Annotated in this window: 18 protein-coding genes; 12 read left to right on the top strand and 6 right to left on the bottom strand. The window is 46.9% G+C overall.

Features of this window, described 5'->3' with window-relative positions; all coding sequences use genetic code 11:
* Positions 1-283 precede the first annotated feature (283 nt).
* From ACO6UX_RS15065 to ACO6UX_RS15030, 8 genes are all read left to right on the top strand, one after another.
* Positions 284-550, top strand: coding sequence for a type II toxin-antitoxin system ParD family antitoxin (locus tag ACO6UX_RS15065; protein ID WP_422448919.1), 267 nt, complete (start codon positions 284-286; stop codon positions 548-550).
* Positions 551-874: 324 nt separating this feature from the next.
* Positions 875-1,168 (top strand): BrnT family toxin, encoded by a 294-nt coding sequence (locus ACO6UX_RS15060; RefSeq protein ID WP_422448917.1) that lies wholly within the window; start codon positions 875-877, stop codon positions 1,166-1,168.
* Positions 1,165-1,374: a BrnA antitoxin family protein gene (locus tag ACO6UX_RS15055; protein ID WP_209201584.1), complete on the top strand. Its 210-nt coding sequence runs from the start codon at positions 1,165-1,167 to the stop codon at positions 1,372-1,374. The genes ACO6UX_RS15060 and ACO6UX_RS15055 overlap by 4 nt, the downstream gene beginning before the upstream one ends.
* 268 nt (positions 1,375-1,642) lie before the next feature.
* Positions 1,643-2,764, top strand: coding sequence for an FAD:protein FMN transferase (locus tag ACO6UX_RS15050; protein WP_422448915.1), 1,122 nt, complete (start codon positions 1,643-1,645; stop codon positions 2,762-2,764).
* 87 nt (positions 2,765-2,851) lie between these two features.
* Positions 2,852-3,085: a (Na+)-NQR maturation NqrM gene (gene nqrM / locus ACO6UX_RS15045; protein WP_422448913.1), complete on the top strand. Its 234-nt coding sequence runs from the start codon at positions 2,852-2,854 to the stop codon at positions 3,083-3,085.
* A gap of 140 nt (positions 3,086-3,225) precedes the next feature.
* The gene (gene sthA, locus ACO6UX_RS15040; RefSeq protein ID WP_422448911.1) at positions 3,226-4,620 is read left to right on the top strand and encodes a Si-specific NAD(P)(+) transhydrogenase; all 1,395 of its coding nucleotides are present in this window, start codon (positions 3,226-3,228) and stop codon (positions 4,618-4,620) included.
* 246 nt (positions 4,621-4,866) lie between these two features.
* Positions 4,867-9,231, top strand: coding sequence for a LamG-like jellyroll fold domain-containing protein (locus ACO6UX_RS15035; protein ID WP_422448909.1), 4,365 nt, complete (start codon positions 4,867-4,869; stop codon positions 9,229-9,231).
* A 58-nt stretch (positions 9,232-9,289) separates the two neighbouring features.
* A complete protein-coding gene (locus tag ACO6UX_RS15030) occupies positions 9,290-9,685 on the top strand; it encodes a basic helix-loop-helix domain-containing protein (RefSeq protein WP_422448907.1) in 396 nt (131 codons plus the stop codon).
* Between the two features lie 1,032 nt (positions 9,686-10,717).
* Here the strand turns inward: ACO6UX_RS15030 and ACO6UX_RS15025 are convergent.
* Positions 10,718-11,233: a hypothetical protein gene (locus ACO6UX_RS15025; protein ID WP_422448905.1), complete on the bottom strand. Its 516-nt coding sequence runs from the start codon at positions 11,231-11,233 to the stop codon at positions 10,718-10,720.
* A gap of 602 nt (positions 11,234-11,835) precedes the next feature.
* Positions 11,836-12,627: a hypothetical protein gene (locus ACO6UX_RS15020; RefSeq protein WP_422448903.1), complete on the bottom strand. Its 792-nt coding sequence runs from the start codon at positions 12,625-12,627 to the stop codon at positions 11,836-11,838.
* 13 nt (positions 12,628-12,640) lie between these two features.
* Between ACO6UX_RS15020 and ACO6UX_RS15015 the strand changes: the two genes are divergently transcribed.
* Positions 12,641-12,769 (top strand): hypothetical protein, encoded by a 129-nt coding sequence (locus ACO6UX_RS15015; protein WP_422448901.1) that lies wholly within the window; start codon positions 12,641-12,643, stop codon positions 12,767-12,769.
* A gap of 149 nt (positions 12,770-12,918) precedes the next feature.
* On the opposite strand, the gene ACO6UX_RS15010 is transcribed toward ACO6UX_RS15015, so the two are convergent.
* Positions 12,919-13,257, bottom strand: coding sequence for a hypothetical protein (locus tag ACO6UX_RS15010; protein WP_422448899.1), 339 nt, complete (start codon positions 13,255-13,257; stop codon positions 12,919-12,921).
* 424 nt (positions 13,258-13,681) lie between these two features.
* A complete protein-coding gene (locus tag ACO6UX_RS15005) occupies positions 13,682-15,700 on the bottom strand; it encodes an FAD-dependent oxidoreductase (protein WP_422448897.1) in 2,019 nt (672 codons plus the stop codon).
* Between the two features lie 306 nt (positions 15,701-16,006).
* Here ACO6UX_RS15005 and ACO6UX_RS15000 point away from each other — a divergent pair, with 306 nt between their 5' ends.
* A complete protein-coding gene (locus ACO6UX_RS15000) occupies positions 16,007-16,612 on the top strand; it encodes a TetR/AcrR family transcriptional regulator (protein ID WP_422448895.1) in 606 nt (201 codons plus the stop codon).
* A 135-nt stretch (positions 16,613-16,747) separates the two neighbouring features.
* On the opposite strand, the gene ACO6UX_RS14995 is transcribed toward ACO6UX_RS15000, so the two are convergent.
* A complete protein-coding gene (locus ACO6UX_RS14995; RefSeq protein ID WP_422448893.1) occupies positions 16,748-17,365 on the bottom strand; it encodes a GNAT family N-acetyltransferase in 618 nt (205 codons plus the stop codon).
* A 340-nt stretch (positions 17,366-17,705) separates the two neighbouring features.
* Between ACO6UX_RS14995 and ACO6UX_RS14990 the strand changes: the two genes are divergently transcribed.
* Positions 17,706-18,659: a hypothetical protein gene (locus ACO6UX_RS14990; protein ID WP_422448891.1), complete on the top strand. Its 954-nt coding sequence runs from the start codon at positions 17,706-17,708 to the stop codon at positions 18,657-18,659.
* A 777-nt stretch (positions 18,660-19,436) separates the two neighbouring features.
* On the top strand, positions 19,437-19,976 hold the full coding sequence (locus ACO6UX_RS14985) for a hypothetical protein (protein ID WP_422448889.1): 540 nt from the start codon (positions 19,437-19,439) through the stop codon (positions 19,974-19,976).
* A gap of 92 nt (positions 19,977-20,068) precedes the next feature.
* On the opposite strand, the gene ACO6UX_RS14980 is transcribed toward ACO6UX_RS14985, so the two are convergent.
* Positions 20,069-20,962: a D-hexose-6-phosphate mutarotase gene (locus tag ACO6UX_RS14980; protein WP_422448887.1), complete on the bottom strand. Its 894-nt coding sequence runs from the start codon at positions 20,960-20,962 to the stop codon at positions 20,069-20,071.
* Positions 20,963-21,061 lie beyond the last annotated feature (99 nt).

Here is a 21,061-nt window from a genome sequence, read left to right as displayed (position 1 = left end):
TTTATCAAAAGGAAGATGGTCATAAAGAGCCATTAACAGAGAGCAGCCTGAAACCAGGCATCAATGGGTTATTAACGGGTTTTGACCAGATCACTGAATTCCTGACGGCAAGCGTAACAATACCTTCCTCCCACATCAATAAACAAGTTTTCAATAAGAAACAAATTTTCACAGCGACCTGATGGTGATGGTAAAAAGTTGCTTGTAGGCCCTCTCCTGCCAAAATGCCAAATTTTGCCAATATCTGCTAATATTCAGTCATAAAATGATAAAGGAGACAATTATGGCCACACTCAATATTTCATTACCCGACCAGCTCAGAGACTGGGTTGCCCAGCAGGTTAAACAAGGCGAATACTCAAGCGCCAGCGACTATCTGAGGGACCTGATCCGTAACGACAAACGCCAGCAAGAACAGTCGGCCAAATGGTTAAAAGGGCATCTGGAGCCCATCTTGACTACACCGGAAGACGAGTTTCAATCACTCAACGCTGATGACATCAAGGCAAGAGCCAGAAAGAGACTGAACAATTCCGGAGGTGATGAGTGAGCGAACTCTACCGCTTTCACCCGGTAGCCATTGCTCAGCAGGAAGAAATCTGGCTCTTTACCTACAAACTGTATTTGTAAAATCCTCCGATGGTGCGCAATCGGAAGTTTTATACGTCCTGTCTATTTTGCACAGCAGTATGGACATACCAGCACGTTTAAATGAGTTGCTTGATGAGTTATAGAAAGCAGCCTGCGGGAGAGGAATGCTTCTTTCTCAGGTGGTTGATGGGGCGGCGATGTTGGGACGAAGTTCAAGATTCAAGACACCGATTTCCTAAACTGACTGCTTGAAATAAACTACATTGTAGTTACACTTTGTTGAATGAAGCACCTTACCTTTGAATGGGATGATGATAAGTCCCGTAGTAATCTCAGAAAGCACGGTATCAGCTTTGATGAAGCCAGAACTGTCTTTTTTGATGAGAATGGCTTGCTCATAGGCGACCCGGATCACTCTGGAATGGATGACCGTTTTATCCTTCTTGGTATGACTGCAAGCCTGAAAATTTTAGTTGTCTGTCACTGTTACCGAATGGATGAGGTGATCCGGATTTTTTCCGCGAGGAGTGCAACCAAAAAAGAAACCGACATCTACACAGCGAGAATGAAGCCATGAGAGAAGAGTATGATTTTAGTCAGGGTGAAAAAAACCCGTACGCCAAGAAGCTGAAAAAGCAGATGACCATTCGCATTGATGAGGATGTTATTGATTATTTTAAAGCTCTCTCTGACGAAATGGGGATACCCTATCAGAGCCTGATTAATCTCTACCTTAAAGATTGTGCTGCCAATCAGCGGAAACTGTCGATGTCCTGGCGGTAGCTTCAGCAGAAACCAGTCTCGGGTCTTGAATCTTGCAGTCTATTCTCAGTCAGCCTCCTAAGTAACTGCCCGAATCGTTCCGTTTAATCCCTGATGATTATCCCACAGGCAGGTGCTAGAATCCGGCCAGGCTTGCAGCCGGGAGCTTTCTCAGAGCATCTTTTCCAGCGCACCGACATAAGGTAGTTATCCTTGCCCGTACTGTGTTAAGAGAGCTACCTGAGATTGACCCACGCCCTATTGAACCACTATCTATCAGGAGCTCCACTTGCTTTCCCGATCTCTGAAGCGATCATTGATACCTGCCATCATTGTGCTGGTGGCGGTATTTCTGGTGTTGAGTACGCGGCCCAGGCTGAATAGCTTTCAGGGGCAGGTTATGGGAACGACCTATAACGTCAGTTATGTAGCGACTCTGTTCAGTCATCCGGTAAAGGATGTGTCCGCTGTAGTTCAGGATGCCCTGGCTGATGTGGATCAACGGATGTCAACCTATAAGCCTGACTCTGAGCTGATGCAGTTTAACCGGGCCCCGGTAGGGGAGCCGTTTAAACTGTCCAGTGATATTGTTCAGCTGGTTCAGCAAGCCAGGGCGATTTCTGATCTGTCAGATGGAGCCTACGATATTACCGTAGGCCCCCTGGTGAACCTGTGGGGGTTTGGCCCGACACAATGGGTGGCCGTCAACAACAGTCACGATGATAGTGACTCCCACCCGCTGGCCAATGCTCCGGAATTTGTCAAATGGATAGAGGACCAATATCCGGGCCATATTCCCGAGGCAACCGCTATTCAGGAGGCCCTGGCCAACGTTGGTTATCAGAGTCTGAAAGCGGACCCTGAAGGCTCAACCCTGACCCGTGAAAAGGCGTTGTTTGTTGATCTGAGTTCCATCGCCAAGGGCTATGGTGTTGATCAGGCGGCAGCGGCTCTCAGGGCTCAGGGTATTGAGGACTTTATGGTAGAGGTTGGTGGCGAAGTGCTGGTTCAGGGTGTCAAGCCGAATGGCAGCCCCTGGCGATTGGCGGTGATCGGTCCTGAAATGGGAAAAAACGGCGTATCAGCATTGGTTGAGCCTCTGGACAAGGCACTGGCAACCTCTGGTGATTATCTGAATTTTTTTGAAGTCGATGGCAAGCGTTACTCGCATACCATTAATCCCGTTACCGGCTGGCCTGAAGCCAAGCGGGTAGCGGAAGTGGCTGTCATTGCCGATACCTCGGCCCGGGCCGATGCCCTGGCCACCATGTTTATGGTGCTGGGGGATGAGAAAGGGCTGGAACTGGCGAACAGGCTGGGTATTGCGGCACGTTTTGCCTATTATACGGATGAAGGATTTGCAACGGTAACCAGTGAGGCCTTTAAGCCTTACCTGGTTCAACAGCCATGAACAACCTTGAGCGGGAAATAGCGCTTCAATAAACAGGTTCCGTGTATCACCTGAACCCTTTCATGGTAAATAATGGAGGAATCAGTCATGACCATTATGCTGATTACATTTTGTACTTTTCTGGTGCTCATTGCGGCTATGGCGGTGGGTGTGATTTTTGCCAATAAGCCGATTAAAGGCTCCTGTGGTGGCCTTAGTAATCTTGGCCTGAAGGACAGCTGTGTCATTTGTGGCGGCGGAGACAAAACAGATCCTCTTTCCGAGGTGAATGATGACCTGTTTTATGACGCGACGTCTGCAAATCAGAGTAAAAAGGCGTAATCGTTTCTGGTTACGTTTGTTTTTTTGTTGGTTGTAGGCACCAGTGACAGCCTCCTGGTGTAAAGCTTTTTGGACACTCAAAGTATAAGCTGTAAAAAAGAATAAACGGATAATGTTTTGGAACCGGGGGAATCGAATAAATGGGTGTCAGTAAATACGATTTGGTCATCCTTGGGTCGGGGCCTGCGGGTGAGGGGGCGGCCATGAATGCCGTCAAGCTTGGTAAAAAGGTCGCTGTCGTTGAGCAGTTTAACTTTGTCGGTGGCAGCTGTACTCATCTGGGTACGATTCCATCCAAGGCTCTGCGCCACTCTGTCAAACAGATCATGGATTTCAATACCAACTCCATGTTTCGTGAGATTGGTGATCCCCGCTGGTTCAGCTTTCCCAAAGTATTGAAAAGAGCGGAATCGGTGATTCAGAAGCAGGTACAGTCCCGGACCATGTACTATGCCCGGAATCGCATTGATCTCTACTTTGGCCGTGGTGTCTTTATTGATGAGCACACCCTGGAGGTGACTGAGCCCAGTGGGAATACGGAACGTCTGTTCGGGTCCAACTTTCTGATTGCCACCGGGTCCCGTCCCTACCATCCACCCGGTGTCGACTTTCACCATCCCAGGGTTTTTGATAGTGATTCCATTTTGGAGCTGTCTTCTACGCCACGACGCATGATTATCTACGGTGCCGGTGTTATCGGCTCTGAATATGCCTCGATATTCTCTGGTCTGGGTGTGCTGGTGGATTTGATTGATACCCGTGAGCGGCTGCTGTCGTTTCTTGATAAAGAGATTTCCGATGCCCTGAGCTATCAGCTGCGCAAAATGAACGTCATTATCCGTCATAATGAAGAGTTCCAGAAACTTGAGACCATGGATGATTGCGTGGTGCTGCACCTCAAGTCGGGCAAGAAACTCAAAGCCGACATGTTGCTCTGGGCCAATGGCCGGACAGGCAATACCCAGGCAATGGGGCTGGAAATGATCGGCCTTAAGCCCGATGGCCGTGGGCAGTTAAGTGTTAATGAAAGCTATCAGACCTCATTACCCCATATTTATGCGGCGGGTGACGTCATTGGCTGGCCCAGCCTAGCCAGTGCCGCTTATGACCAGGGACGCTCGGCGGCGGCACACCTTTGTAACAGTGAGGACTGGCACTTTGTCAATGAAGTGCCTACGGGAATCTACACCATCCCGGAAATCAGCTCTGTGGGTTGCACCGAAGAAGAACTGACGGCAGATGCCATTCCCTATGAAGTGGGCAAGGCGTTTTTCTCCAGGCTGGCCAGGGCTCAAATCACTGGCGAGGTGGTCGGCATGCTGAAGATTCTTTTCCACCGGGATACCCTGGAAGTGTTGGGCATTCACTGTTTTGGTGACCAGGCTTCGGAGATTATCCATATCGGTCAGGCGGTGATGCGGCAAGAGGGCAAGGCCAATTCACTCCGTTATTTCCTGAATACCACATTTAACTATCCGACCATGGCGGAAGCCTACCGTGTTGCTGCCCTGGATGGGCTGAACCGATTGTTTTGATCCTGCTTAATTGGCTTCTCATCTCAGCAGTGCCCGGAGTACGGCTGCTTCCGGGCGCTGCTGAAATTCCGGAACACTCTTTTTAGCCTGACCATCCAAACAGAGGGTGATTCTGTTTGTTATACTAAGAACGTTTCTGAGGCAGGACTTGAATTTTGCTTTTATGCAAAGACCTGCCACTGCTTCCCGCCTTCTCTTTTTGCCGCCTTTTTCTCTTATCACCGTAAACGACCAGAGTTGTGAACCATGAAAGACTTGCCCCCAGCTTTCGTGACCCCGGCTTTCAACATTTACCGGGACCTCACTACCAGCCTGCGAGAAACAATGGCTCAACGACAGGTGTGGCTGGTTCTATTGATATCTCTACTATCCCTACAGCTCACTTTTGCAGATATTCCCAAAGGCAACCCTCAGCCTAACGCCGCAGGTGTGGTCACCCTGCGCGGCTGGGACGCCAAACTGGGGGCAGGTATCACCTGGGAAGCAAGCGCAAAGTACTTATTGTTCAGCGGAAGTTCCGCTGGTTCTCAAGCAGAATGGACAATCAAAGGTCTGGAGAACATTTCTTACGATGTGAACCTTTTGCTCAGAAATGTCCCTGCCAGCTCTGCAGGTAAGAGCGTTCAGTTACAAATCGGCCCGGAAGCGCTTCAATTTACTCTGGCCCAGACAAGTGGTGATCTAACCAGTATCAAATTAGGTACAGCTACGCCTGGCGAAGGAGAGCACACAGCATTTTTAAAAGGATTAGACGACTACAATGACAGCTTGATGGAAGTCTATCGTATCGTCTTGACTCCAGTTAACATCCAGCGGTGGTGGAATCCCCTTGGCCAGACGTGGGAGACGAAGAGGCCCCCTTTAATGCTCGGAGCCCAATGGTATACCGGCAATGGTAACTTCGACACGCCATCGCCAATGAAAGATGTGGATGATGTCCGTCTTAACCGTAAAGGCTATGCAATTGTAACCACCGAGAAACTTAGAAAAAATCTGACAAAGTTAAATGACTTTATCGCCCATAAAGAAGCCATCGGCTTTACTGTACATGTTGTCACTGAAAAAGATCACGGTGGCGGTCATGGTGCCTATGCGGCGGATAACATACGTACCTGGTTGCGTAATAACTATCAGAGCAAGGATATTCTGTATGTCCTTATGGTCGGTGATCCCGATATTTACCGGGGCGATGTGCCGATGGCCATTGCCAAAGGCGGTATCTCACGCTTTGAACGCCAGGCCAAAGTCGATGCGGGTGAAGTCACAGATTGGTACGAGTATACCTATGGGGTAGCGGCTACTGATCATTACTACGTGGACCTGGTGAATGAAACGATTGATGCCGATGGCGATGGCATTCTTTACAGTAATGGCGATTGGGGTAAAGGGCATTCAGGGCAGTGGAATGTCCTCGTTGGTCGTATCCAGGTGGCGGGTGAAGGCAGTCAGTTTGGCAAATACAGTGATGTGGATGCGATCTTGCAGAAGTTTATCGACTACGAAAACGAGGCCGATACCACCTGGCGCTACAGACCGGATATCAATGACACAACCTGGAATATCAATGCCGCTCTCTACGAATTTGCAGGCGTTGAGTATCGGGTTCGCGGAGGTGTTGTTGGCGATGGTCATGTGCCGACGGATTTCCAACAGTGGCAGAATGATCACTTCCTGACCAACTACGATATTGGCTATATCCGTACCGGTGGCCATGGTACACCCACCTGGACACAAGGCGGCCTCAGTGTCGATCTCTCACGCAACCATGGTAACAATGTCCGCCCGTACTTATCTGAGATCGGCTCCTGTGAAGCGTGTGAAGTTGGTTTCGACAATAACCTTTGTGCCTCCCAGTTGCGTTATGGTTCCATTGGTGTCATGGGAGGGACTCGCCCGGTGGCGTCACTTGGCAAAAATAATGGTGTTGGTGAACCGTTCTACCGTCATAGCCGCTTCGATATTTTCACCAAAGGTGAGCCCATGGGACTGGCACATTGGCATAGAATGTGTGATGGTCATCGGAGTCTCACAGGAAGTGATATTCTCTGGACACTCAATGGCGATCCGTCCATCCAGGTGATTCCACAGGCGATGAAGCCAACGTACCCGATCATCGCCCGCCCGACGCAGGAAGTCGTCTATGACTGGGATGGTAATGGCAAATTACCACATCAGGAATACGACATTACCAACAACACAGATGTAAATCAGACACTGGTAATTCAAACAGACAGTCCGTGGTTAAGCCTTGACAGGACATCTGCTTCATTGGCAGCAGACGAGACAATCACTGTCACTGCTACAGCGAATACTGCCGCCGTGAACCTCGATGAAGGTCAGTCAGTCGCTCATATCGATATCAAGGAAACCGGTGGTTATACCACAACCCGGAAATTCAATTTCTTTAAACGAACACCGCACGTCGATGGCTTAATTGACTTCGATCATGTTGCTTCAGGCCAGTCACAAACCCTGGGTTCTGGTGGCACTACAGTAGCAGTCAATGAGGCCGCTGTCGTTTCCGGTGGCGTCAGTGGCAAGGCGTACGACACATCTATCGACACCCATGGCCTGGTGATCGGCAATGATGTAATACCTTCTGTACGCCATCACAGCATGACACTCTCTTTTTGGTTTAATCCTGCGAATGCGATCACTGCTAACGTCAATTTGCTCCACGGTTCTTATGGTAAAGAGTCGCTCAACATTGATATCTTCAACCATGGCGCTGGCATTAAAATGCACTGGCCGTCTTCACAATTGGCCGGTGCCATCGAGTGGAATGAGATCAATGCCAAATACACCAATGAAGGGGCCGTAGACATTGCAACAGGAACCTGGCATCAGGTAACCATGGTCCATGAATATGGCGGTATCAACAAACTCTTCTTCGATGGTCAGCTCGTCGATTCCGCCCCCCACGTGGGCTATACCTATAACTTTAACAGTCTGACTTTTGGCAAGGGCTTTAACGGGTTCATCGATGAGATTCAAAGCTTTAACTATGCCCTGAATGACGCTCAGGTCACTGCCAATTATCAACGGACCAAACCAGTCCCGATTGCTCCGGCTTATAACGGTATTGTTGCTGCGGGAGATGTTCAATTTGACTGGACAAGCGTACACGATGCGGCAGGCTACGAACTCTTTGTCAGTTCAAACAAAACGGATGTTGATAACCCGGACAGTGGCTTGATAGCGGCCTGGACTGGCAGCCCTACTGAAGTTGTACAGACAGTTAACGACAACGACCAGGTTTTCTGGCGTGTGGATGCAATTATGGCTGACGCCAGTCGTATCCGGGGCGATACCTCCAGCTTCCGAAAAGTGGCTTCTGGCTATGTGGCTCATACCAACCAGGCTCCGGTGATCACTCAGTCAACCATTGACCTTGGTACGATTGAGGGAAGTAAACCCTTTGGACCTGTTGATCTCAGCCAATACTACAGCGATCCTGAGGGAGGTGAACTCCTCGTCTTCCATAAAAATACGGCCACTGGTACTTATGGGCCATGGGGTGGTGCCTTTTCAGCGGGTTTGAACGTTCATGGTAGTGGTCAGGTCTACTCTAATGAGGGGGTAACGAATGCTGATGCACAGACCATAAACCTCAAGGTTGTCGATGACCGGGGTCAGGAAACATTCTTTGACTTGAATTACCAGGTTGAGCAGGCTCCGAAATTCACCAGCAATGCTTTTCTGGTAATGGAGGATACGGCGGTCAACACTGTCGTTATGACGCTCACTGCAACGGATGCTAACCGTGGCGACACAACCGTCATCTATTCTGCAGTGGGCGGTGATGGACTCAGTCATTTCGCAGTTGCCCCTGATGGAACTGTGACCTTAATAGCGGCTTTGGACTTTGACCTGAAACCTTCATACAGCCTTGTTGTCAGTGCAACCGATGAACATGGTTACTCTTCTGAACAGACCTTTACCATTTCAATTGGCAACACCGTGGGGCTGCCGCTGCTTACTACTCATTCGACGTCTTTTGCAGGCGCTACGCTGACCGACTCTGGCTTATCTGCGGATATCCCTGATAGCTCACTGGCTTCTATTACCATCGATGAGGTTAATGATCGTCTCGACATTACCACTATGGGCAACACGGATATGTGGAAGGCACGTAACAATGGCCCTATTGCTTATTTTACAGCACCCGCCTCTGAGTCCTGGGCAGTGGAAACAGAGCTCGAACTGAACACCGCACAAAATCGTCAAATTGCAGGCCTTACTGTCTATGCGGATGAAGATGGTGCACAACCGGTATTCTCCTATGGCCTGGACTACTGGAGTGGCCGTGATGGACTTATTAACCTTCAAGGCCTCGGTACCAATAGCCCGCTTATTAACGTCAGTGCCAACGCTTCTGGCAAGGTCAAACTGCGTATGGAAGTGATTGAAAATGGTAATGGCTTCGGGGTTGACAGGTACACATTCTTCTATGATCTTTTGGATGGTAATGGCATGCAGAAGCTCACATCTTATGGCTTCGCAGTAGACAGAAGCCGTATTGGCCTATTTCTGAAAACGGAGTATGGACGTACAGCATACTTCGATAACTTTGAGGTTTCTGAAGGTACCATGCCAGCGCCAGTAACATGAACTAAAAAGCTCAATATCGAGTACTTTTTCATTCAAAATGAAGAAGGTAATAAATCAGATGAATATTAATACAACAAAAATACAGCCAAATCAGACTCCATCAGATGAATCATCTGGCGCTATTGGAATAAATCCTGCTAAAGATATAACGTTCAAGCAGTTCGATGTTCATCAAGTTGATCACCGAGACGTTTCTTCCACATCAACTGCAAGGAAATGTAACTATCTCACCAAAAGAAATAGACCGCGTATGACCTATGATCAGCATAGGCGAATGGCTAGCCTTAGAGAAAAACATCGTGTCAGTAAAATTAACGACGCCTTCTTAGTACTTAAAAATAAAATTCCCGGAGGGGCTGAACAGTCATTAACAAAAGTACAGATATTAAGACAGGCATGTGTATACATTAGAGCCCTTGAACAGCAGCTCAGAAATCCTCCCGGACCTTTCTGATTGCTTGAATGGAGCTATCGTTGAAGCGCAGGGGATAACGGTTTGAAGGTTTGATCTTGTATCCATTTTGATTATGGCCTCCTTGTGTTTATCGGATGTTTCGTATTTGGCTCTGGCCTGCATGCCTTTACTGGATGCTTTGTAGTTGGCTCTGGCCCTGACTTTGGCTCTGGCTCTGGTCTCCTTGCCTTTACGGGATGCTTCGTATTTAGCTCTGGCTCTGGCTATGGTCTCCTAGCCTCTAGGGGATGCTGCGTATTTGGCTCTGGCCTCCTTGGCTTGAGCGAATCTGTTGTATTGGGCTTTGTATGCCTTTCGTTTAGGGGATGCTTCTAATCTGGCACTGGCCTGCCTGCATTTTTCGGATGCCCTGTATTTAGCTGAAGCCCTGGCTTTGGCCTCCTTGCGTTTATCGGATGCTTCGCATTTAACTCTGGCATCAGACACCTGAAGAGTACCTTCGACCGTGGGAGCACTGGATGAGTTCGTAGCCATTTGGGGTTGAACAATCGCAACGGATTCTGTTGTATTAAAAATTTCTGCAGGTTGATAAATATTGTTATCCACAACCAACGAGTTTTGTGAAGCTGGATGCCCTGAACCTGAAATAGACTGGATCGTAAAAGGTTGATTGCCAGGCTTATATGAGGGGGCAGGATGATTATCCTGGCGTTTTTCTCTAATTGTTACGTCAGGTTGTCGATCTTTTTTAGTATGTCTATCAACGATGACTATTGATCTTTTTTCAAACCGGGGATCATTAAATGGATTATGAAAAGGTGCCGCTGTCTGTTGATGGTTGTCTTCAGTAGCTTCATAGCAACGGATAGCACGCAGAACATTGTAAGCTTCGCCAACATCCCGGGAAAAGGCCTGAACTGATATGTCTGGTTCAGGAAAGTTATGAAAGCTGCCTGAAACTGTACTTAACTGAACGAAATGAGCAGGAATATCCTTTGAGTCATTGAATTACAGTTTAAGACCTATTCCACCGATATAAAGTTCCTCTCTTAAAGCAGGCTTGAAGCAAGATCATTCTGTTTGCATTTTTTTTGGGCGAACCCTGTCGCGCTCTGCAGAAGCGGGATTATTGTCAGGCTTTCTTTTGCGCTCGGCGCAGGCGAGCTTATTGTAGTATCGCTCCATTTGTTGCGCCCTTCGACGTTTCATGTAAGCGGGATTTTTGCGAAGCTCTCTCTGGCGCTCTCTTGGTATTTTCTTTTTACGCTCTGCATAGTCGGGATCATTTTGGTAGCGCTGCCTTTGGCGTTGCTTTTGGCGCTCTGTGGCATCGCGGATATTCTTGCAGAAACTCTTTTGTTGCACGATTCTTGAAGAGTTACCAACAGTAACTTTTTCTGTCGGTTGGTTATTACTTGTGGTGTGGTAAAGGTTGAGTGGGATATCCGCAGCAGCTGGTTGTATATTTTGTAGGTTTGAGAGTCCAACAGGAAGATCAGTTAAATGGTCTTCGGGATTCGATAGGCTTGCTGGTGTTGACTCCCCGGTTTCAGTCTCACTCCCTGATGAACATATCTGCTGCGTCAATGGGGTATTTAATATGGATGATATCGCATCATTATCGTGCTCATTATCAGAATACGAGAGTAGATATTCATCAAGATCTGGCAGTTGTGTTCCGAAAATATCGGATCCGAAAGAGTCTTCTGGATTAGTTGGTGTCAGAGCAGAAATACTATATTTATGAAATAAGTTAAGAGGTTCAGCATTACTTTGTTGGTTTTCTGACTGGCTATCATAATTGCAAACAGAAAAAAGGGGGGCACTGCCTGTATAGACATACCTAAATGCATTGGTTGTTGTTTGCTATCAAACTGATACGTTTGTTCTGTTAAATTCAGTGAGTAGGAGTCAGAAAGATCAAAGTTGAATGGAGAACAGTTATTGAGGTGATTCATCGAATTATTGAATTATTGAACTGTAACCCTTGATCTTCTACTTTTATAAAAGTTCCTTCTTTAAATAATTCATCCTATTTTATATCAAATAAGAATAAATATTCGCTATAGTTATTAACCGTGGTAATGTAAAATCCAGAACTCTACAGTGATGAAGAATGGTGGTCGTCGGATCATTGGTAATTAAATCTATGAGGGCATGGATTTAGCGGATGAAACCAGTCAGTTTTTTTAGCCTGGTGTTTGAAATCCAGATGGGGAAATGGGATTGGTTTTAATGGCAGATTTCAATTTTTTTATGTATTCAGATTTGAAGAATCTTGATTTTGTTGAAGAGTATGAATTGCTAGCCTTCTTTTTTAAAAATTTAAAACTATCTAAATCATCTATATCAATTGAGTTGGTTTTTCTTCTTTTAGTCTCAATAATTAAATTGGATAATTTATCAATGCCGTATTTTTTTACCAGTTTGTTGTCTTTCTGATTGCGGTCAAGATAATCTCTAATTGTATCAAATTCTTTGATATTGTTAATGTTTTTTCTACAAATTGACTTGATTGATGCAATTTGTCGTAAACTCAGCTTTGATTCCATTTCTTGTATATGGCTTTCTATATTGTCTCGACTTCTTTTTGCGGATATCCTATTTAATTTCTTTCTATTATTTATTCTCCAAATTTTATATATCGTCATGTCTGAAATTTTATTTTCGGAAGCCTCTGTATGAGTTAATTGGTTAATGGGAGTTTGTGGTTTTACAGATATTAAATTATGAGATAATTGACTATGGTTCAATGATGTTGGATCTGTGGTTGTCAATCCGTCATTGATAGGTTTGTCATTAGAATTGAATAAAAATTGATTGGCAGTGCTCTGAGATAATTCAGGAAATAATTCATCGATATTAGGTGGAATATGAGAAATAGAAAATTCAGTTGATGAGTGTTGAGGAGTTAATATAGCCTGGTTTGTTGTATCCTTAGTAAGATATATAGGAATGGTTTTATCAAATGCCGTTTTCACGGAATAACCAGATATGCTTGGCTCAGGAATTAAAGGTGCAGCTGGGCTGGGAGCTAAATCTAACCGCCGTATCGGATCGCAAGCGCTCGAACAAAAAGAAGCATTATTTATGATTGCTGAATTGTGCATTGAAGAATTTTAGCATTTAAATATATTTCAAGACCGCTATTTTTTATAGAAGTTCCCAGCCTTTCGCAATCCAGTCATCAGTTAGTTAACTGAAACTAACTTTTTACTTTGCCTGTTAACCACTCAGGATAAAAGGGTTCGAATGGGATTGTAAATATTCCTTCAGTCTGATAACTGAGCAGTGATGAAGGACGTTGATGATAACTCTGCTTTTTTTGTCGTAGCGGCTGACTCTTCTTTTTCCCTCGCTACTTGTTCACTAAAGCCTTTATTTATGGCTGATCGATAGGCGTATGATTTTGCATTTTTTATGGACTGGGAAATCCTTTTTTCCCTGGATAAGGCGTACCTGGCCAGTTTTCTGGCCTTGGCCGCCTGGCCCTTTTCGGATGCTTCGTATTTGGCCTGGCTCACCTTGCGATTATCGGATGCATTGTATCTGGCCCTGGCCGCCTTGCCTTTTTTGGATGCGGCGTATTTGGTTTTGCTCGTTTTGCCCATTCCAGAAGTGCATGCCCCTTCATTGGGAAGGGGCAGAGCTTCACCAAAATCATAAGATTCCGTTGATTCTAGCCTGACATAAACAGGAAAAGGAGATTTCAGTGTTTGGACAGGCATGCCTTGATAGGTGGGTTGCTGTTCATTTTTGTCATGCTGGTACGTTTGTTGAAGTGAATTCGAATTGAGTCCGGAAAACGCAATATGGAAGGGTGGTAATTTACTAGAGTGATGCATTGAATTATCAAATTACAGCATTAAAGTTTAAGACCACCCTTTATCATAAAAGTTCCTTCCCACTACAACCCATTCAATATTTATGTCAAACACACATAGAAATAATAGCAATTCGGGCTATTTGGCGAGGTTTACTTGAGGCCGGAATGATAAAGGGGGGCGAGCCCCCTTTACTGGTTAAGCGGCAGTATCAAATATCAGCAGCCAGTCGGCAGCCCTGGTTGATTGCCCGCTTGGCATCCAGCTCAGCAGCCACATCCGCTCCGCCAATCAGGTGCACGGTCTTGCCGCTGATGCTATCAGCGAGTTCGCGCATGGGCTCCTGGCCTGCGCAGATAACGACGCTATCCACATCCAGCACCTGAGGCTCCCCGGCAATGGACAGGTGCAGACCCTGATCATCCACCTTGTGGTACTCACAGGCTGGTACCATGCGCACCCCCCGGTTAGCCAGTGATGAGCGGTGAATCCAGCCGGTGGTCTTGCCGAGGTTTTTACCGGGCTTGCTCTTTTTCCTCTGCAGCAGAAAGACTTCTCTGGAGGATTTTGGGTGCTCACTTTCGGTCAGCAGGCCACCGCGATTTTCCAAGGTCATATCCACCCCCCACTCTTTCATAAAGGCGGGAATATCAAGGCTGCTGGATGGGCCTTCCTGGGTAATCAGTTCGCACAAATCAAAACCGATACCGCCAGCGCCGATAACGGCGACCTTGTTGCCCACAGGTGCTCCCTTGAACACATCCAGATAACTCAGTACCTTGGCGTGATCAATACCTTCCAGCTCCAGACTTCTGGGGGTGATACCCGTGGCGACGATGACTTCGTCAAAGTCACTGTTTTCCAGCTCTTCTGCCGTTACTCTGTGGTTGAGCTTCAGCTCGACGCCGGTCAACTCGATCTGTCGTTTGAAGTAGCGCAGGGTCTCTTCAAACTCTTCCTTGCCAGGTACGGTTTTCGCGATATTGAACTGTCCACCAATTTTGTCTGCCGCATCAAACAGTGTGACGTTGTGACCACGATAGGCGGCTGTGGCGGCAAATGCCATGCCGGCAGGACCTGCGCCCACCACGGCCAGCTTCTTGGGTTTGCTGGTTGGCAGATAGTTCAGCTCGGTTTCATGGCATGCTCTGGGGTTTACCAGACAGCTGACGGGTTTCATATAAAAGACATGATCAAGGCAGGCCTGGTTGCAGCCAATGCAGGTATTGATTTCATCGGTTCTGCCTTCCGCCGCCTTGTTCACCCATTCGGCGTCTGCCAGCATAGGGCGGGCCATGGACACCATGTCGGCATCACCACGGGCCAGAACTTCTTCTGCGGTTTCCGGCATGTTGATCCGGTTGGAGGTGATGACCGGGATATTGATTTCGTTACGAATTTTTGCCGTTACCCAGGTAAAGGCCGCTCTTGGCACCATTGTCGCGATGGTGGGGACACGGGCCTCGTGCCAGCCAATGCCGGTATTAAGAATGGTGGCACCCGCCTGCTCAATCTCTTTGGCCAGTTCAACAATTTCATCCCAGCTACTGCCGCCTTCAACCAGATCCAGCATGGAGAGGCGGTAAATAATGATGAAGTCCGGGCCTACTCTTTCCCGGGTCTGTCTCACCATGGCTACCGGCAGGCGAATGCGCTGACGGTATTCTCCACCCCATTCGTCCTGTCGCTGGTTGGTACGATTGGCAATGAACTGGTTGATGAAGTACCCTTCAGACCCCATGATTTCCACGCCATCATAGCCTGCCTCTTTTGCCAGGGCCGCAGAGTGGACAAAGCTCTCGATCTGCTCATCCACCTCTTCGGAGGTCAGTTCTTTAGGTGTGAAAGGATTGATAGGTGCCTGAATGGCACTGGGAGCAATGCATTTTGGGTGGTAGGCATAACGGCCGGTATGCAGGATCTGCATACAGATTTTTCCGCCAGCCTTATGCACGGCGTCTGTCACCAACTGGTGGTGCTTTACATCATCCATGGTTTCCATGGTGGCAGCACCGGGCATACCCCCGCTCTCCTGATTCGGCGCAATACCGCCGGTCACAATGAGTCCTACACCGCCGACTGCGCGTTCGGCAAAATAAGCCGCCAGTCGTTCAAAACCGTTGGGCCGTTCTTCCAGGCCAGTATGCATGGAGCCCATCAAAACCCGGTTTTTCAGTGTGGTAAAACCCAGATCCAGCGGTGCCAGAAGATGTGGGTAGGGGGTAGTCATTTTTATAATCCTTCTTGTGATTCGACGCCTCATCAAGCCCGGGTATTTCATAAACTGCCCCGAATCTCGCGCAGGACTTTGTCGCTCTAAGGGATTTTGTGAGGGAGCGCCGTACCGGGGAGTACGGTCGACCGAGCAAAACTCCCTTAGAGCGACAAAGGACAAGCGAGAGTGGGAGCACGTTTATGAAATATCCGGGCTAGACGCTGTCAAGATAAAATGGTAATTTGACACTGTCAAGATAATTTGTATTGTCTCTGGACTGCACCATTTTGTACCAGACAGCGCACGGGCATTAAACGACATATGACTGGCAGAAAATCCTACCACCACGGCAATCTTCACCAGGAGCTGCTTGAAGAGGCAACCCGGATGATCGGGGAGCAGGGGGTGGATGGCATTTCCATGCGCGCGCTGGCGGAGCGGGTAGGGGTCTCCAGAACGGCGGCTTATCATCATTTTAAAGATAAGAATGCGCTGCTCTGTGCCATCGCCGAGCAGGGGTTTGAGAAGTGGCAGGCACACTTTGCACAACAGATGCATGAGCAGTCAGGGGACATGAATGGCTGGTTAAAGGCTTTTGTCCATGCCTATCTGGATCTTTCCTGGAAGTATCCTGAGGAGTATGACCTGATGTTCGGTCGTCCGGTCTGGAAAAATGGTGAACCAACAGAGAGTCTGAGAGCGGCCTCTTTTGCCTGCTTTCAGCACTATGTTGATCTGATCCGCAGCTGGCAGGACAAGGGTAAGTTTTCAAAAGATATTGATGGTCTGCGCCTTGCCCAGGTGAGCTGGAGCATGTTGCACGGTATGAGTCGCTTATTGAATGATGGTATTTACCTGGATAGAAGCTCCATTGATGCCATGTCGGACAGTGCAGTAGAGATGATACTGGCAGCGGCAACGGTATAAAAAAGTACATTTCCATGATGCACCAGGAAATGTGCATTATGACGGTTATCCTGGCAGTGGAGATTAAAGTCCGATCTGGCGCAGTATGAGGTGTAAGACGGTCCAGTGTCGGTTTTCTTTCCGCCCCCGGTTTTGTTAAACCTTTTTATATGGAACTGGCGATAACAACTGCTTATCCAGGCAGATCAGACCATAGTGTTCCAGGCTCTTTTGCCGTAAATAGTCTCGCACAGGCGTTGCTAATTTCATCAGTGGTTCAGTTTCTCCTGTTTTAACTTTTTTAAAGCCAAATTTCTCATAGAAGGAAATAGCATCGTAGTCACTATTCAAGACTATGCCAGGGACTTTCCTGGACGCAGCAACTTCAATAATGGATTTCATCAACAACTTTCCAAGTCCATTACCTTGATAGGACTTTTTTACCGATAAAAGCTCAATAGATATTGATTCTTGATTAAGTTTAAATGACAGATAAGCAGCTGTAGTAGCAGTCCTGATTTCAATAAGTTCAATAACTCTTTTGTTGGAATTTTTAGCTGTATCTATTTTTTTTAATGCTTTCTTCGCACCTTTAATAGGTGAGACTTTTAGATTTTTGGAATAAAAATATTCTCGGATATATGATATGTCGGATACATTGGGTACAACGCTTATCTTATAACCTTTAAACTTGGCCTCTAAGATAAGGTTATATGGTAGTGCGATGTCACTTACAGCTTTTGTGCAGGATGCAAGCTCAATTATGGGGTTCATATATTCAAATCCTGTAGAAGTTTATTTTGTAATGAGAGCTTATTTTGGTAGTTGGTCATCTGCTTTTTCATAAATTACTGACCTTTAACTACTTTTGGGTTCAAGGAGGAACTTTTGTAATCAAGGAGTGGTCTCAAGCGGTGATTCAATAATTCAATAACTCAATAATCCAATGGACAGATGTAACGCAGGCTCAAATTGTTTTTCTGTTTCTTTCTGTTTACAGAATCCTCCAGAATCATCTTTAGTACCCTCTGGCACTTCCAGTTCATGGCCAGGTGTGACGGGCTGTTCTATTCAGACACGTCATTCACTACATTATGCATATTTAAGGCAGGGTATGATGAATCAGGGCATGCCATCTTCTCGGCGTCCGCTTGATGATTTTTCAATTTCTCAATTACCATCCCCTGAAAATGAGTCAGTGTTACCTCAACTGTCTCTGGAAGACATTGACCAAATTTTATCATGTGATTTTTCCCGTGAAACTGCTGATGATGACTTTGCATTCACAGATTTAACCTTGACAAACGTTCAGCCAATAGCGCAGAAATTACCCCCGATAAATCCATTGTTGAGTTTTTCTCAGGCGTCATCACGTCCAGTTGCTATGATTGATCCTTTAATTAAAGACACGCATGAGCAAATTACAACGAAAACCACTGAGTTTAACGCGCCTGAATCGTCCGGTTCTGTTGAACCTCAGCCCCTCACGTTCTCAGTAGCTTGCCAGCAGACCGATGAAAAGAAGGCTTCCTTTGCGCCAGGGAAAAGAAGGTCTGTCAAGAAGACTTACCGTGAGACTGAGAAAGGAAGGGCTGTCCAGAAGGCTTACTGTGAGCGCGGGAAAGGCAAGGCGGCCAGAGCCAAATACTTCGCATCCGATAAAGGCCAGGCGACCAGAGCCAAATACTTCGCATCCGATAAAGGCAAGGCGGCCAGAGCCAAATACTTCGCATCCGATAAAGGCCATGTGACCAGAGCCAAATACTTCGCATCCGATAAAGGCAAGGCAGCCAGAGCCAAATACTTCGCATCCGATAAAGGCAAGGCGGCCAGAGCCAAATACTTCGCATCCGATAAAGGCAAGGCGAACAGATCCAAAAACGATGCCAAATACAGCGCAACTGTTAAAGGCAAGGTGACCAGGGCCATTTCAAATGCCAAGTCAAACGCCTATAGAGTAGCGCTAAACAAAGGCTTTAGTGAAAAAGAAGCGAGGAAAAAAGGAGAGTCAGCAGCAAATGCAAAAAAAGCAGAATTATTATCAATGGGTCTTTGTCCACACCGCTGATCGCCTGCAGGTTCTCAGGATACCTTAAATGCCGGAAACCACATAGCACTCAATCCGGGAAATATCCTGAAAGAGATTGCTGACGTTGTTGTTTGTGGTCATAGTAAATGCTTATGAAATATCTTGCAGGAGAAAGCGGTTTGAGTTTTTATGCATAGAGTGTGCTCAAATCAATAAAACACTGTTTTTCAATGGATTATTTAATAGATATTGATTTATGATGAAGTTTAAATCACTGACCTTTAATCTACTTTTGGGGTCAAGGAGGAACTTTTATAATCAAGGGTCGGTCTTAAGCGGTAATTCAATAATTCAATAATTCAATAATGCAATAATCCAATGGACAGATGTAACGCTGGCTCAAACTTCTTTTCTGTTTCTTCCTGTTTACAGGAGCCTCCAGAATCACCTTTAGTACCCTCTGGCTCTTCCAGTTCAAAGCCAGGTTTGACGGGCTGTTCTATCCAGACACGTCATTCATTACATTATGAATATTTAAGGAAGGGTATGATGAATCAGGGCATGCCATCTTCTCTTCGTTCGCTTGATGATTTTTCAATTTCTCAATTACCATCCCCTGAAAATGAGTCAGTGTTACCTCAACTGTCTCTGGAAGACTTTGACCAAGCTTTATCTTGTGATTTTTCCCGTGAACCTGTAGATGATGACTCTGCATTCACAGATTTAACCTTGACAAACGTTCAGCCAATAGCTCAGAAATTTCCCCTGAGCAATTCATTGTTGAGTTGTTCTCAGCCATCATCACGTCCAGTTGCTATGATTGATCCTTTAATTAAAGACACACATGAGCAAATTACAACGGAAACCACTGAGTTTAACGCGCCTGAATCGTCCGGTTCTGTTGAGCCTTTGCCCCTCACGCTCTCAGTAGCTCACCAGCAGACCGATGAAAAGAAGGCTTCCTTTGCGCCAGGAAAAAGAAGGTCTGCCCAGAAGGCTTACCGTAAGACTGTGAAAGGAAGGGCTGTCCAGAAGGCTTACCGTGAGTGCGGGAAAGGCCCGGCGGCCAAGCGCGAATACAATACCAAATACTTCGCATCCGATAAAGGCAAAGCGGCCAGAGCCAAATACTTCGCATCCGATAAAGGCAAGGCGGCCAGAGCCAAAAAAGATGCCAGATACGCCGCAACCGTTAAAGGCAAGGTGACCAGGGCCATTTCAAATGCCAAGTCAAACGCCTATAGATCAGCGCTAAACAAAGGCTTTAGTGAAAAAGAAGCGAGGAAAAAAGGAGAGTCAGCAGCTGATGCAAAAAAAGCAGAATTATTATCGATGCGTCGTTGCCCTGACTCCTGATCGCCTACCGGTTCCCACGATACCTTAATACCGGAAACAACATAGCGCTCAATCCGGGAAATACTCTGAATAAGGTTTCACTTTTCGGATGGTTATTTATCAGAAGTAACACTGATTTCAGTGCTCAATATATTTTTTTCACCGGGCATCAACAATGCACCCGATGCCTGATCCTTCGCATAGCGGGTTGCCTCAACGCAAACCATTGTCTCATAACCATCGTCGTTCATATCACCCATATTTCTGCTGGTTTCTTTCCATGGGTTCCAGATAACGGCGGAGTTATGACCGGCATTAACAACATGGATAATGCGTTGATTACCCCGGTCATGGATTGCGATGCTGGCATCCGGGGCGTTATAAATCCGGTCAATGGGTTGATTGATGATCAGGGCTTCTGAGGTTTCGCAGGGCAGACCATTTTGCAGGCTATCAAGGTAGGAAGTGCCGACACCGGTAATCCAGGTTTCGGTGGTTGCGGCAATATTGAAGTAGCTGTGCAAAGCACCACTCCATTGCCAGGGGCGCTCACCGGTGTTGATCATTTCCAGGTCTATGCGCAGGGTTGCTCCCAGGGTAAAGGTGAGAACGGCACTGAAATCATGGGGCCAGATCTCTCGGGTCTGTTCGGAGGTACAGAGTTTCAGGCGAATGGTAACGGTCTGTTCATTTTCCCCATGATCCAGCAACTGCCAGGGGCTGATTCGGGCAAACCCGTGCGAAGGCGCACTGGCCGGGCCAAACCAGGGCCAGCAGACAGGAACGCCACCACGTATCGCTTTGCCTTGTGAGAAGATTGCTTTCTTACTGAGCCAGATAACGTCCTGATGCCCGGTCGGTTTGTACTGAAGCAGATGGCCCCCGTGGAGGGATATTGCCGCCTCACATTCACGGCTCTGAATTTTCAGAATGGTCAGGCCATTCAGGCTATGCCTGGTAATGTTGGGGCTGAGAGTTGATTCGGTAGACAGGTCGCTGGTGAACATTGGGTGAACCATTTTTTTAGTAACAGTGCCGATTATGGAAAGTGGTAACAACTTACGTTTTTTCGTTGTGCCTTGTCAGGAAAAGCCGGGGCTCAAACA

The organism is Endozoicomonas sp. ALB091 (assembly GCF_049310265.1).
GTDB lineage: Bacteria > Pseudomonadota > Gammaproteobacteria > Pseudomonadales > Endozoicomonadaceae > Endozoicomonas.
The sequence above is the reverse complement of the archived record's forward strand: the minus strand, read 5'-3'. Positions and strand labels throughout refer to the sequence as shown.

Bases quoted from the DNA above. Each gene is read 5' to 3' on its own strand.
- ACO6UX_RS15055 (WP_209201584.1), top strand. From the start codon at position 1,165: ATGAGAGAAGAGTATGATTTTAGTCAGGGTGAAAAAAACCCGTACGCC.
- ACO6UX_RS15060 (WP_422448917.1), top strand. From the start codon at position 875: ATGAAGCACCTTACCTTTGAATGGGATGATGATAAGTCCCGTAGTAAT.
- nqrM (WP_422448913.1), top strand. From the start codon at position 2,852: ATGACCATTATGCTGATTACATTTTGTACTTTTCTGGTGCTCATTGCG.
- ACO6UX_RS14985 (WP_422448889.1), top strand. From the start codon at position 19,437: ATGATTGATCCTTTAATTAAAGACACACATGAGCAAATTACAACGGAA.
- ACO6UX_RS14995 (WP_422448893.1), bottom strand. From the start codon at position 17,365: ATGAACCCCATAATTGAGCTTGCATCCTGCACAAAAGCTGTAAGTGAC.
- ACO6UX_RS15010 (WP_422448899.1), bottom strand. From the start codon at position 13,257: ATGGGCAAAACGAGCAAAACCAAATACGCCGCATCCAAAAAAGGCAAG.
- ACO6UX_RS15000 (WP_422448895.1), top strand. From the start codon at position 16,007: ATGACTGGCAGAAAATCCTACCACCACGGCAATCTTCACCAGGAGCTG.
- sthA (WP_422448911.1), top strand. From the start codon at position 3,226: ATGGGTGTCAGTAAATACGATTTGGTCATCCTTGGGTCGGGGCCTGCG.
- ACO6UX_RS15030 (WP_422448907.1), top strand. From the start codon at position 9,290: ATGAATATTAATACAACAAAAATACAGCCAAATCAGACTCCATCAGAT.
- ACO6UX_RS15035 (WP_422448909.1), top strand. From the start codon at position 4,867: ATGAAAGACTTGCCCCCAGCTTTCGTGACCCCGGCTTTCAACATTTAC.
- ACO6UX_RS14980 (WP_422448887.1), bottom strand. From the start codon at position 20,962: ATGTTCACCAGCGACCTGTCTACCGAATCAACTCTCAGCCCCAACATT.
- ACO6UX_RS15065 (WP_422448919.1), top strand. From the start codon at position 284: ATGGCCACACTCAATATTTCATTACCCGACCAGCTCAGAGACTGGGTT.
- ACO6UX_RS14990 (WP_422448891.1), top strand. From the start codon at position 17,706: ATGATGAATCAGGGCATGCCATCTTCTCGGCGTCCGCTTGATGATTTT.
- ACO6UX_RS15005 (WP_422448897.1), bottom strand. From the start codon at position 15,700: ATGACTACCCCCTACCCACATCTTCTGGCACCGCTGGATCTGGGTTTT.
- ACO6UX_RS15015 (WP_422448901.1), top strand. From the start codon at position 12,641: ATGCTTGGCTCAGGAATTAAAGGTGCAGCTGGGCTGGGAGCTAAATCT.